At 52.7% G+C, this 13,024-nt stretch carries 10 protein-coding genes; 8 read left to right on the top strand and 2 right to left on the bottom strand.

The genetic code is table 11. From position 1 onward, the window contains the following. The first annotated feature begins 150 nt into the window (after positions 1 to 150). Positions 151 to 876, top strand: a complete 726-nt coding sequence (locus tag ACO0LH_RS07695; RefSeq protein ID WP_422940446.1) for a substrate-binding periplasmic protein — start codon at positions 151 to 153, stop codon at positions 874 to 876. Between the two features lie 103 nt (positions 877 to 979). Here ACO0LH_RS07695 and ACO0LH_RS07690 read toward each other — a convergent pair whose 3' ends face one another. Both ACO0LH_RS07690 and ACO0LH_RS07685 read right to left on the bottom strand, forming a co-directional pair. After that, positions 980 to 1,420 (bottom strand): DUF2798 domain-containing protein, encoded by a 441-nt coding sequence (locus ACO0LH_RS07690; protein WP_422940445.1) that lies wholly within the window; start codon positions 1,418 to 1,420, stop codon positions 980 to 982. A 36-nt stretch (positions 1,421 to 1,456) separates the two neighbouring features. After that, on the bottom strand, positions 1,457 to 1,774 hold the full coding sequence (locus ACO0LH_RS07685) for a hypothetical protein (protein WP_422940444.1): 318 nt from the start codon (positions 1,772 to 1,774) through the stop codon (positions 1,457 to 1,459). A gap of 138 nt (positions 1,775 to 1,912) precedes the next feature. Between ACO0LH_RS07685 and ACO0LH_RS07680 the strand changes: the two genes are divergently transcribed. The 7 genes from ACO0LH_RS07680 to ACO0LH_RS07650 all read left to right on the top strand — a co-directional run bounded on the left by ACO0LH_RS07680 (position 1,913) and on the right by ACO0LH_RS07650 (position 12,860). Beyond that, a complete protein-coding gene (locus ACO0LH_RS07680) occupies positions 1,913 to 2,887 on the top strand; it encodes a LysR family transcriptional regulator (RefSeq protein ID WP_422940443.1) in 975 nt (324 codons plus the stop codon). A 212-nt stretch (positions 2,888 to 3,099) separates the two neighbouring features. Continuing rightward, positions 3,100 to 5,130, top strand: a complete 2,031-nt coding sequence (locus tag ACO0LH_RS07675) for a sensor histidine kinase (protein ID WP_422940442.1) — start codon at positions 3,100 to 3,102, stop codon at positions 5,128 to 5,130. Positions 5,131 to 5,227: 97 nt separating this feature from the next. Then, complete coding sequence (locus ACO0LH_RS07670) at positions 5,228 to 5,953, top strand: riboflavin synthase subunit alpha (RefSeq protein WP_422940441.1); 726 nt, start codon at positions 5,228 to 5,230, stop codon at positions 5,951 to 5,953. 8 nt (positions 5,954 to 5,961) lie between these two features. Further along, the gene (locus ACO0LH_RS07665) at positions 5,962 to 6,363 is read left to right on the top strand and encodes a YybH family protein (protein WP_422940440.1); all 402 of its coding nucleotides are present in this window, start codon (positions 5,962 to 5,964) and stop codon (positions 6,361 to 6,363) included. Further along, positions 6,360 to 6,923, top strand: a complete 564-nt coding sequence (locus ACO0LH_RS07660) for a protein tyrosine phosphatase family protein (protein ID WP_422940439.1) — start codon at positions 6,360 to 6,362, stop codon at positions 6,921 to 6,923. The genes ACO0LH_RS07665 and ACO0LH_RS07660 overlap by 4 nt, the downstream gene beginning before the upstream one ends. Before the next feature lie 173 nt (positions 6,924 to 7,096). Continuing rightward, complete coding sequence (locus ACO0LH_RS07655) at positions 7,097 to 7,507, top strand: hypothetical protein (protein ID WP_422940438.1); 411 nt, start codon at positions 7,097 to 7,099, stop codon at positions 7,505 to 7,507. A 178-nt stretch (positions 7,508 to 7,685) separates the two neighbouring features. Then, the gene (locus ACO0LH_RS07650) at positions 7,686 to 12,860 is read left to right on the top strand and encodes an MG2 domain-containing protein (RefSeq protein WP_422940437.1); all 5,175 of its coding nucleotides are present in this window, start codon (positions 7,686 to 7,688) and stop codon (positions 12,858 to 12,860) included. Positions 12,861 to 13,024: the final 164 nt, after the last annotated feature.

Below are 13,024 nucleotides of genomic sequence, written 5' to 3'. Positions count from 1 at the left end.
TAGATTGCCTCTTCAAGCAGTAGCTCAAAAAAACAAAACGCGACCACGGTCGCGTTTTTGTTTTTTTGAGCTACTGGAAATACGGGGTAATCAGGTGTATAAATAGCAACTACGTCCATTGAAAATGGCAAACTATTTCCCGGAAACCTCATGCACCTTTATAAACCATGCCTGTTGATGCTACTGCTCACAAGCAGCTTGCCGGGTCTGGCTCAAAATCGCGCAGAGCAGAGTTTGACTATTTCCTTGCCAGATACCAATCGCCCCAGTACCACCACTGCGCAAAGAGTCTTGAGCAGGGCCTACGGGCAACTGGGTATCAAAGTCAATTTTATAGCCGTACCAGGTGCGCGGGCTTTAAGCATGTGGAATTCAGGGCAGCTTGATGCCATTGCAGCCAAGATCATAGACAGCGGTTTGCCAGACTCGGTGAAAGTCAGTGTGCCTATCGCTTTTGAAGAGGTGGTGGTATTTGCCACAAAAAAGAGTATCGCAGTGGATGGTTTTGACAGCCTGAAACCGTATGTCGTCGGCTATGTCAGCGGTATCACTTACCTGGAAGACAGGTTGAAGAATGTGCCGCAAAGGGAAACTGCACCTGGCCTGGAATCGATGTTCAGGAAACTTGAGGCCGGGCGAACTGATGTTGCGGTTGATTCACGCTTCAGCTTTTGCGTGGTACACAAGCTGGGTTTGAATAATATTCATATACTCGAACCATCGTTGGAAAAGCGTCTGGGCTATCATTTTCTGCATATTCGGCATCAGCAACTGGTGCCCGCAATTGAAGCTGTTTTGCGTAATATGGAAAAAGATGGAAGTATCAAAAAAATTCAGGACGAAGCGATACAGGACCATATGCTGCAATGCCAGTAGCAGTAGTCACACTCGCGTTAAAAAGCCGCAAGTCTGAATTCAGATTGCGGCTTTTTTGAATGGCTTACGATCATGCTTTGCAGGCTGAACCGCGCATCCTGTGTCAACGATGCACGATCGGTAAAATAATTGGTGTGCGTTTCAAGCCGCTCTTCAGTGTCGCCTGCTCATTGGCGTGCATGACATCGGCGACATTCAAGCCACTGCCAGCGTGACCATTTGCGCTGGCTAGCGGTTTGCTGAGTTTGCGTGTCAGCTGATCAACAAGAGGTTTGCTGATATAGGCGACAGGAAACGCGATCGGCCAGACGGTCAGCCAGGCTTCCATCCAGGCACCGAAAAAATCATTATTGAAACCCATCCACAGCAAGCGCAGCACTGCTGTTGCGACCAGGCTGATGACACCCGTCGTCAATATCGTCGGCAACATCGAAGCCAGACTGCGCGAACCAGCCACAGAACGTGGCTGGCGGCTCACGGTGGCAGAGCGAGGTGCATGAACTACCTCTGTTCTCGCGCCTGTATACACTGAGGAATGCTGCATAGCGACAAATCCCGTGGGCTGTATGAAACTTGCTGTTTAGCCGCGTGCTGCCAGGGCGCGCAGTTCTGCTGCCATGTTTGGCGAAGTACCGTCAAGATCATTGGCAATACGACGGATAGTCAGCATATTGCGCAAATTACGGCCTGCTGTTTTTTCTTCACGTGACTGCCTTGGGGTGATGACCAGCAAGGCAGCGCGCAACATACCCATCAACATGGGTTTAAAAACAACCAGCATGGTGGCAACGATGCCCAGGCCCAGTAAAGGACGTGCTGCGCCAACAACAGTGCTGATTGCCATTTGGGAAACTGGTAATGCGTTGGCAATTGGAAATGCTATATTCAGGAAAGTCATGATGTTTCTCCACTCTTAATTCACTTTGTAATAGCATCATAATATTGCACTGCATCATATAATTCTAATTTTGATTTATCATATCAATTATGCTTTTCGTGAATAATGGTCAATAACTTATGAGCCGGGGAAAATAAAGTGAATTTTCTGACATTGGATCTGAATCTCCTGCGTGTCTTTGATGCAGTCATGATTGAACAAAACCTGACCCGTGCTGCTGATAAACTGGCAATGACCCAGCCTGCAGTATCAAATGCCCTGAAACGCCTGCGTTATTCACTAGGCGATGAATTATTGATACGTACCGCCTACGGCGTGAAACCGACACCACGGGCAGAAACCCTGTGGCCGGCCATTCGCCAGGCCTTGTCGAATCTGGAAGCGGCGATTGCGCCCAGCAATTTTGATGTATCCAAAGCGCAGGTGACTTTTCGCATGGCGATGGCCGATGCGACTGCCGCATTATGGATGCCAACCCTCGTCAGGGACATAGAAAAAAATGCGCCTGGCGTGACAGCACGCATGGTGCCACTGACCACGCGCGAACCGCGTCCTATGCTGATGCGTGGTGATATTGATATTGCCGTGGGGTTTTTCCCGGGTGTGGTGGCCCAGCTGACTGCGGGCCAGGGATCGGTCAGCAGTGCGATCCGGCATGAACGCCTGTATTCCGGTCATTATGTCTGTGTAATGCGTAAAGACCATCCACTGGCAGCAGGCCGCCTGACGCTGGATGACTATTGCAATGCCAAACACCTGCTCGTCAGTTTTTCTGGCCGTGCCCATGGCCTGGTGGACGAGGCATTGGCGCAGATGGGGCGCGAACGTCGCATCTTGCTGACCGTGAACCAATTTTTCACAGGCGGGCGCGTCGTGGCCAATTCTGATTTGCTGACGGTATTACCAAAGCACCTGATTTCTGCAACAGGCATGACCGATGCACTGGTATGGCAGGAATTGCCCTTCAGCATGCCTGATGTGCATATTGATATGCTGTGGCATGAAAGGGATGGCCGCAACCCGGCCCATCAATGGCTGCGGCAAAACCTGATTGACATGACGCATTCCAACCTGATCCCTGAACTTGAGCATGATGTGCAACTGGATACCTGAATGAAAACACTGGCATGAGTCTCTTGTGAATTAATTTCCACACGGAAAATATTGCACATACAAATCACAGGCATCCAGATCATCGTGATAGATGCCTATGTTCAGCTATTGCTGCGTCATGGAAAACTTGTTAGTCTGAGGTATTGTTTTGCTGTAGAAAGACACCGTCTTTTTCCTAACGCCTGCGTCTGATGAAAAATCGTCCGTAAAAGATGCTCAAAGCCCGTGCCATCCATGTCTGGTGTGCAGTACTGTTCGCACTGTGTTTTTGCATACGTGCCTTACCTGTGTATGCGACGACACTGAGCCTTGATGGTCAAACCGGTAAATTCTCTTTGGCTTCGCAATTTCAATTGCTTGAAGATAAAGGCGGGCAATTGACGATACAGGATATCTTGCGGCCTGAAATTGCCAGGCAGTTCAAGCCCCTGAAAGGCAATCTCAGCGCTTCGTATTCAAAATCTGCCTACTGGCTACGGCTGGACCTGCAACGCGCCAGCACCAGCGTGGGCCAGCAATGGCTGATGGAAATGACGCCCGTCATGCTCGACGACATCCGCCTGTATCACAGCAAGGTCGATGGCAGCATGGGCATGCAACAGGCCGGTGACCGCATGGCATTTTCGTCGCTGGAAATCCGTCACCATTTCCCGGTTTTCCTGCTCAATCTGCCGTCCACGGCACCGAACGTGGTGTATCTGCGCATCCAGAGCACGAGCTCGGTTTTCCTGCGTGCCACGTTATGGACACCGCAGACTTTTGTCGAAGAGTCGAATTTCATCTCTAATATGATGGGTGTATATTACGGCATCATGCTGGCGATGATTGTGTATAACCTCTTGCTGGCCATGACCTACCGCGACGGGGCAATGCGCTACTATCTGCTGTTGTCCTTGTCCACGCTGATGGCGGGCATGAGCGTGAACGGCCATATAGGCATGTATATCGCCCCCAACTGGCCTGCGCTGGTCGATATCTTGCCAGGGCTGACATCGCCGCTGATCGTGCTGACGGCTTCGCTGTTCATCAGCCGCTTTCTGCACCTGCGCGAAAAAATGCCTTGGGTCTATAAGGTTTTTTTGGTGCTGCAAGTTTTCTTCGGCATTACCGCGCTGGTAGTATTGGCTGGCTATAACCATATCGTTGCGCCTTTCGTACAAAGCGTAGGGCTGTTGCAGATGCTGCTGATATTGCCGGTTTGCCTGGCGACGGGCATACGCGGTTACCGGCCTGGCTACATCGTCTTTGTTGCCTCGACAGCCTGGATAGGTGGCGTACTGATGGTGGCGCTGCGCAACCTGGGCGTCATTGAATCAAGCTGGGCGACCGACTATGGTTTCCAGATAGGTTCAGCCATCGAAGTCATTTTACTGGCGCTGGCACAGGCTGAACATATCCGCCTGATGAAAAAGGAACACGCGATCACGCAGGCAAAATTGCTGGAAATCTCGCAAAAGGCCGAGCTGGAACTTGATGCCAAGGTCAGGCAGCGCACGGCAGAGCTGGCTGAAGCGGTCACGCGATTGCAAAAACTCGATAAAGACAAAAATGACTTTTTGGGCATTGCCGCCCATGATTTGAAAAATCCGCTGACCAGCATCATCGGCATGAGCGATCTGCTGCGCAAATTACAGCAAGACATGCCAGAGGCGCAGCGCCAGCATTATCTGGAACGCATCAGCAACAGCGGCCAGCGCATGATGCGCATCATCAGCAATCTGCTGGATGTGAATGCGCTTGATACCGGCCACCTGCACCTGAATCTGCAAGACCTGGACCTGCGCAAGATACAGCAAGACGTTACAGCACAATATGCTGAAATGCTTAAAGCCAAGGATTTGCAGGTTATCCAGAATATGGAAGAAGCCGTCATGATCAACGCTGACCTGGATGCCTGCGTGCAGATTGTCGACAATCTCATCTCCAACGCCATCAAGTATTCACCGCTGGGCAAGCATATCTGGTTAAGCGTCCATGCCAAAGGGAAGTACGGTGTTTTCCAGGTACGCGATGAAGGACCGGGTTTGTCGCAAGAAGACCAGTCCCATCTGTTCGAAAAATTTTCCCGCCTGTCCAGCCTGCCCACGGCGGGCGAACATTCGACCGGTCTGGGCCTGTCCATTGTCAAGAAACTCAGCGAAGCCTGTGGCGGCAGCGTGCATTGCGAAAGCGCAGTCGGCCAGGGTTGCAGCTTCACAATCGAGTTGCCATTGGCAAGCACTGTATCTGAACAAGAGAATTAAGCGCAAACCGAAAGAAAAACCTACATCGCTTACAATCGCTGAAATTTACTGAAACTCGTTCATATTCGCTCACCCTTCATTCTGATCGCACTCCATCATGTTCACAGGTATCGTCCAGGGCATCGCCCGCATTGCACAACTCACCGATAAAACCGGGCTACGTACTTATCAGCTGGAATTTCCGGTCGGCTTTTGCCAGGATCTGGAAATTGGTGCCAGTGTCGCCGTTGATGGGGTATGCCTGACGGTGACCACATTGCATGGTGAGAACGGTGCCGAATTCGATGTCATGCAACAAAGCCTGGCCATCACGACACTGGGTGAATATGCGCAAAATGGCCGTGTGAATGTAGAGCGCGCCGCCAGGGACGGCGCAGAAATCGGCGGCCACCCCTTGTCTGGTCATATTGATTTCAAGGCCCATATCGCGCAGATACGCGAGCTGGAAAACAACTACGTCATACGCATCGCCGTACCGCCAGAATGGCTGCGCTATATCTTTGCCAAAGGCTATATCGCCATCAATGGTGCCAGCCTGACGATAGCAGAAGTCAACCGGGAAGAAAGCTGGTTTGAAGTCTGGCTGATACCTGAGACCTTGCGCATGACCGTCTTTGCCGAGAAAAAAACTGGTGCTAGCCTGAACATAGAAATTGAACGAAGCACGCAAATTGTGGTCGATACCGTGCGCAATATGCTGAGTGAAACCCTGGGGCCCTTGTTGCCGGCACTGGAGAAATTGCTGGCACAGCAGGGACAGGACCTGCATCAAGTAACCGGCATGTTGAAAACGGACACGATAAAAGCTGAAAAACCGGAGTAATAGCAATCATGCATACTGAACAGCTGGCAATACGCGATTTGATCATGCAATGGCAAACAGCCAGTGCGGCAGGCGATGTGGACAGCCTGTTGAACCTGATGGAAGATGATGTGGTTTTCCTGGTTGCTGACAGTGCCCCCATGCGTGGCCGCCAGCAATTTGCCGATACCCTGCGTGCTGTATTGAACACCCACAGCATCAGTTCGCAATCAGATATCCAGGAAATAGAAATCGCTGACGACCTGGCTTATAGCTGGAGCTGGCTGAAGGTGGAGATCACGCCAAAGCATCCAGAGCAGGGCGGCAAGACCATACGCCGCAGCGGCCATGTGTTATCGGTATGGCGGCGTCAGACCGACAATAGCTGGCGTATTTACCGCGATGCCAATATGCTGGGACTGGAAGCATGAAAAAATTCTGTTCCGGCTTCAAAGGCCCGCTGAGTTATGCACTGGCCGGCATTTGTCTTAGCCTTGGCTTGTCTGCAAGCACCCTGGCACAGGCGATAGAACTGGCCGCCCCGAATGTGGTGCCTGTTTCTGAGCAACTGATCAGCTCAGGGCAGCCTACTGCCAGGGCGCTGGAGGGCCTGGGAGCGCAAGGCATAGACGCCGTCATCTATCTGGCGCCACCAAACGTGTCAGATGCTGTACGCGATGAACACCTGATTGTCAGTCGCCAGGGGCTGACCTTCGTGAATATACCGATCATTTTCAATAACCCGACCACAAAAGACTTTGATACTTTCGCTGGTATCCTGCAAAGCCTGGGCGATAAAAAAGTACTTGTGCATTGCCAGGTCAATATGCGTGCGTCCACCATGGTCTTCCTGTATCGCGTCGTGATAGGCAAAGAAGACCCCGTCCTCGCCTATGAAGCCGTGAGCAAGGTATGGGCACCCAGCGGGCCATGGAAAAAACTGATGCTGGATGTCCTGCAAAAGCACAAGGTCAATTTTGAACCTTACTGATTCCAGATTGCCGTAAAGTTTGACATCCTGCGGTTACTCTAAGCCACCCCATACTTTGGTCGGCTATGTTTTTGCATTCCACTCCTTTAGTATGGCCATGATTGCAATCATGTTACCTGTATCAGGCGCATGGACAGACTGCATCCGTTTTGACATGGACAAGGTGGAATATCGTGATTGAATACCTGAGCAACGCCGTCAGGAACGAACACATCGTTACTTGTGGACAGGCCACACGCGCCCTGCTGGTCTCGATACCGGTTTTCGTACTCTTTCTTATCGTCTCTACCGTCGTCGTGGTTGGCATCGTCGTTCTTGCGGGTTTCGCCGGACAGGGTGGGCATGGCAGCAACCCCGGCAATACAGAATTCTTTAACTCTGCATTTGACTACGCCAAGTTATTTGGTCTGATTACTTTTCTGAGCTCGCTGGCTGTCATACGCGCGATTTGCCTGTGCATAGCGGCCATGTGCAACGCAACGTATGGCAAAGCCCACATCGCTTTCTTTATCATTACTGGTGTCCTTGCCCTGGCCTTGCTATTGATGGTGGCCTATTTTACGTATCTGCGACCCACTCCCTGAGTGCTCAATCTGCCCCGCCTACACCTGAACTTTCTCTTGTGAAAGTGTGTTGCATTTACCCCCGCGGAAGAAATCGTAACACCGGAAGATATCGTAACAAGTGAAAATATTGACAACGCCCATGTCATAATCATTGTGCAAAATCAGAGTCATCATCCAGATATTTCAGGGAAGCCACATGCAAAGCAAATCGTTCAAAATGGCGATGCTGTTCGCCGTACTTGTCGCCATCATAGGCGGCACATACTGGTATAAAAACAAAAGCCCGACGACAGCTGGTGGCCTGGAAAGCAATGATGATCCAAATGCGCCTTTCACCCTCGTTGATGCAGCAGACCGCGGCCTTGACGGCGCACCGGCACTGGCGCTGACTTTCAGCCTACCACTGGATAGTGGCAAGACCTATGAAAAATACCTGCAGGTCTTTGAAATGCCGCCGTCCGCTGCGGACCTGAAGAAGGCAGAAACCAAAACCCAGAGTGACGATGACAACGATGTCGATGGTGATAGCCAAAGCACAGGCAAAGGCAAGCTCAGTACCGTCAGCACCAAACCGGAAGATACCGACAGCAAGGGTGGCAAGCTGGTCAGCGGCGCCTGGGTGCTTGGTGAAAACCCGCGTTTATTGTTCTTCCCCCACATCAAGCCGCAAACCCGCTATGTGATACAGGTGCAGGTTGGCCTGCCTGCGCACAATGGCAAGACCCTGGGAGGCGAAGCGCGCTATTCCATCGTGTCTGCGCCGGTCTCACCTTCGTATTATTTCGCCAGCAATGGCATGGTCCTGCCTGCCAAACAGAATGGTGGCCTGCCTGTCGTCACAGTCAATGTGCCTGAAGTCGACGTACAATTTTTGCGCGTCAAAAACGACCAGTTGCCTCGCTTCCTGGATCGCGTCATCAATGGCAAACCCAAGAAGGCGGACGACAGCAAAGCCAATGGTGAAGAAGGCGAGGGCGAGGACTATGCCAATTATGACTGGCGCCGCAGCACCTTGAAAGGCGCGGTACAAAGCTATCAGCTCGATGATTTGCACAATATGGCGGACAGCGTGTATCTGGGTCGCTTCATGACCGAGCAAAAGCCCAATAAACGCAGCGTTACTTATATCTCGGTAGAAGACATCAAGGAAATCAAGGAACCCGGCGTCTATGTCGCCGTCATGAGCCAGCCAGGACGTTTCCGCTATGAGTCCCAGACCACCTATTTTTATGTCTCCGACCTAGGCCTGCAAACACGTCTGTATGACAAGGCAGCCGATACCTTTGTCAGCTCGCTCACAGATGGCAAGGCCGTCAGTGGTGTAGAAATTTCATGGATGGATGAACAGGGCAAAGTGCTCGCACGTGCTGAAACCAATGGCGATGGCCATGCGACGTTTGCTGAACAACCAAAAAATGCCAAGGTCTTGCTGGCAAAAAAGGGCGAACAGATTTCTGTACTGGCCCTGAAAGAACCGGCGCTGGATTTATCTGAATATGATATTACCGGCGCGCCATTCAAGGCCATGCGCCTGTTTGCCTATTCTGGCCGTAACCTGTACCGCCCTGGTGAACGTTTTGATCTGTCGGTGATGGCGCGTGATGCGGATGGCCGCGCCGTACCTGCGCAAGCCATACAGGCACGCCTGAAACGCCCCGATGGCAAAGACCAGTTCACCGCCACCTGGCGGCCAGACCAGCGCTTTGCCGGTTACCTGGTCAAGCAACTGGAATTGCCTGCTGATGCACCTACCGGTTTCTGGACGCTGGAATTGCGCGCCGACCCGGCCGATAAAGTGCCAGGCACCGTGTTTCGCTTTGGTGTGGAAGAGTTTCTGCCTGAACGCATGAAGCTGGACTTGAGCAGCAAGCAGGCCACACTGGCTGCGGATTCAGACTACAGCGTCGATGTGGTCGGCAATTATCTGTACGGCGCACCGGCAGCCGGTAACCGCCTGCTGGGAGTAGCGCAGTTTGAACGCAATAAAAACCCACTGGCAAAACAATATCCTGGCTTTGAATTTGGCGATGTCACAGAAAACGAAGCCAAAACCCGGACCGAACTTGATGAAAGCAAGCTCGATGACCAGGGCAAGGCAACGGTGGATGTGGACTTGTCGCCTGTCGCCAAGCGCCGCTCACCTTTCACCGTGCGCACAACCCTGAGCCTGCTGGAAAGCGGTGGCCGCCCGGTCGTACGCAGTCTGGAACGCGTGGTCTGGCCAGCGCCGGTACTGATCGGTCTGCGCCCCCTGTTCACGGGTGAATACGCGCCCGAAGGCAGCCCGGTGGAATTTGAAGTGATACGCGCCGACAAGGATGGCAAATTGCAGGCTTCGCCGACTTTGCCGGTGCGCCTGTTCCGCGAAGACCGTAACTACTACTGGCGTTTTGAAGACCAGCGCGGCTGGCAGTCTGGCTTTACCGAAACCGATGAACTGGTGGAAACCGCAGCCGTTGCCGTGCCGGCCACTGGCCGCGGCAAGCTGCGCCTGCCCGTGCGTTATGGCCGCTACCGCCTCGAAGTGCTGGACCCGGATACCAAACAGCAAGCGGTTTACCGCTTCTATGTAGGCTGGAGTGCCCGCAGCGATGAAACCCAGGGTGTACGCCTCGATAAAGTCGCCATGAAACTCGACAAGCCAGGCTATAAAGATGGTGATACCGTCCACCTGACCATCACACCGCCACATAAGGGCGAAGCCCTGATCACGGTGGAAGGCGACCGTACACTATGGGTAAAACGCCTGTCCGTCGGTGCTGATGCGACAAGCATTGATATCCCGCTCAACAAGGACTGGAAACGCCATGACCTGTACGTGTCAGCCGTGGTATTGCGCCCCGGTAATGAAGGCGATAAGGTAACACCGGCCAGGGCACTGGGCCTGGCGCATATACCGCTGGAAAGAGCAGACCGCAAATACAGCGTGACCATGGAAGCGCCCGTTAAGGTATTGCCTGACACACCAGTCAAGGTCAAGATAAAAGTACCGGAAGCCAAGGGTCAAAAAACCATGGTGACCCTGTCAGCAGTGGATGTGGGCATCCTCAACATCACCAAGTTTGTTTCGCCTGACCCGCATGCCTTCTTCTTTGCCAAATTGCGTTATGGCCCGGATCAGCATGATATCTATGGCCGCCTGATAGAAAAAATGCAGGGTCAGAAAGGTAAACTGAAGTTTGGTGGTGATAACACGCCGAAAGCCACCAAGAGCCTGCCGAAGAAGGTCAAGCTGGTGGATATTTTCAGCGGGCCGGTACAGTTGAATGAACAGGGTGAGGCTGAAATCACGCTGGCTATCCCGGATTTCAACGGCACCTTGCGCCTGATGGCCGTGGTAGCGGGCAGCGAACGCTTTGGTGCCAAAGATGCAGAAATGATCGTCGCTGCACCACTGATCGCTGAACTGGCGACACCACGCTTCCTGTCATTTGGTGACAATGCCATCGTCGCGCTCGATTTGCATAATCTATCTGGCAAACCGCAAGATCTGAAAGTCAGTATAGATGGCGGCGAAGCACTGAAACTGACAGAAGCAGACCGTACGCTGAGCCTGAAAGACCAGGAAAAACGTACCCTGCGTTTCCCTATAGAGGCAAAAGCCTTGCCGGGACTGCACAATATCAGCGTCCATATCAGCGGTGGCAGCGGTTCCGGCATCAAGCTCGAACGCGGTTTTGCGCTGACAGTGCAGGCACCGACACCGCAAACCCAGATGACCAAACGCTTTACAGTCAAACCTGGTGAAGCGATTGATGTCAAGGAAGCTGAACTGGCCGGCTTGCACCGTGCTTCACTGCTGGCGCACCTGGTGGTGTCGAACAAGGCACCGATAGACATACGTGCAGCGATACAAGGCTTGCTGACTTATCCGTATGGTTGTGCGGAACAAACCACCAGTACCGCTTACCCGCATGTATTTGTCGATGAAGAGGCAGCCAGACGCTTTGGCCTGAAACCCTACACTCGCGAGCAAAGGGTAGAAATGCTGGACAAGGCAATTGCCCGCCTGGCGACCATGCAGGCACCGAATGGTGGTTTCAGCCTGTGGGGTAATGTGTCTGAATATGAGTACTGGCTGTCTGCCTATGTCACCGGCTTTTTGGTAGATGCACGTGAACAGGGCTTTGGCGTACCAGATGCCATGTACAACAAGGCACTCGACTTCCTGTTGCGTGGCTTGCAGGAAGGGGTTGCCCGTCTGCCAGCGACAGCACCGGCTGCGGCTGCTTCGGCCGCTGCTGCCACGACTACCACGACGAATGCCAACAACACCGGTTTGTGGGAAGAAAACCGCGTGCGTGACAATGGCCGCTTTGGGGTATTGGCGTATGGCGCCTACGTGCTGTCACGGCAGAACAAGGCACCACTGGCCACCTTGCGCCAGATGCATGAATCACGTGGCAATGCGCAATCAGGACTGGCATTGATACAACTGGGTATTGCCCTGAAACAGATGGGCGACAAGAACAGGAGCGATATCGCACTGGCAGAAGGTGTGAAAAAAGGCCGTGACAATGGTTACTGGTGGTATGACTACGGCAGCAATTTGCGTGATGCTGCCCTGTCCTATGCCCTGCTCGACAGGCACCAGATCACCATCAGCGGGCGCGATAACCTGATCCCTGTCATTGCTGGTGAAATGGAAAAATACCGTTACTACAGCACCCAGGAAAAACTCGCCCTGTTCCTGGTGGGCCGTACCTACAGCACGGTTGATGGCGCGACATGGACAGGCAGTCTGAACATGGCTGGCAAGACCGAAGACCTGACTTCCAAGGCCAGCGTGTTCCGCGAATTGCCTGCGGCTGAACTGGCCGCTGGTGTGAAAATCAGCAATAGCGGCAAAGACAATCTTTATGTGGAATTGTCCATGACTGGCAACCCGGTCAAGCTGCCACCGGCGAAAAGCGATGTGATTGAACTGAGTCGCAAGATGTACGCACCTGATGGTTCAGAAATCAGCGGCAGGGCGTTGAAAGTAGGGGAAACCGTCATCATGCGCATCACCGCCAGAACCCGCAATGTCATGGGCACAGGCATGATCGTCGACCGCATCCCGGCCGGGCTGGAAATTGAAAACCTCAACATCGTCCAGGGTGAGCAGATGAGTGGCGTGACCATAGACAAACTGAACCCGGCAGAAGTCATGCAGGACCCGCGCATCAAGCATGTGGAATTCCGCGATGACCGTTTTGTTGCCGCCGTACGTATGGACTGGAACGTGCTCAACCTGTTCTACCGTGCACGTGTGGTAACACCAGGTAAATTTGTCATCCCACCCCTGTATGCAGAAGATATGTACAGGCCGGATTTGTATGGACAGACTGGCGGGACGGATGTGTTGACGGTGGTGGAGAGCGGGAAGTAGAAAACATTTGCGGCTGTAGGTTGGGCTAAGTTTTACCAGCCCAGCACTGGGCGCTTGATCATATATTCGTTTATCAAAGCCTGGTTAACACCACTTACCACGAGACACAGAGGAAAATGTGGAGAAGTACCCATAGACAAATGGTAATCATAAAATCGCCGCTC

Source organism: Undibacterium sp. TJN19 (genome assembly GCF_049339485.1).
In the GTDB taxonomy this organism is placed as follows: Bacteria; Pseudomonadota; Gammaproteobacteria; order Burkholderiales; family Burkholderiaceae_D; genus Undibacterium.
This window is presented reverse-complemented; position numbering and strand designations above follow the sequence as displayed.

Bases quoted from the DNA above. Each gene is read 5' to 3' on its own strand.
- ACO0LH_RS07685 (WP_422940444.1), bottom strand. From the start codon at position 1,774: ATGACTTTCCTGAATATAGCATTTCCAATTGCCAACGCATTACCAGTT.
- ACO0LH_RS07665 (WP_422940440.1), top strand. From the start codon at position 5,962: ATGCATACTGAACAGCTGGCAATACGCGATTTGATCATGCAATGGCAA.
- ACO0LH_RS07690 (WP_422940445.1), bottom strand. From the start codon at position 1,420: ATGCAGCATTCCTCAGTGTATACAGGCGCGAGAACAGAGGTAGTTCAT.
- ACO0LH_RS07670 (WP_422940441.1), top strand. From the start codon at position 5,228: ATGTTCACAGGTATCGTCCAGGGCATCGCCCGCATTGCACAACTCACC.
- ACO0LH_RS07650 (WP_422940437.1), top strand. From the start codon at position 7,686: ATGCAAAGCAAATCGTTCAAAATGGCGATGCTGTTCGCCGTACTTGTC.
- ACO0LH_RS07660 (WP_422940439.1), top strand. From the start codon at position 6,360: ATGAAAAAATTCTGTTCCGGCTTCAAAGGCCCGCTGAGTTATGCACTG.
- ACO0LH_RS07695 (WP_422940446.1), top strand. From the start codon at position 151: ATGCACCTTTATAAACCATGCCTGTTGATGCTACTGCTCACAAGCAGC.
- ACO0LH_RS07675 (WP_422940442.1), top strand. From the start codon at position 3,100: ATGCTCAAAGCCCGTGCCATCCATGTCTGGTGTGCAGTACTGTTCGCA.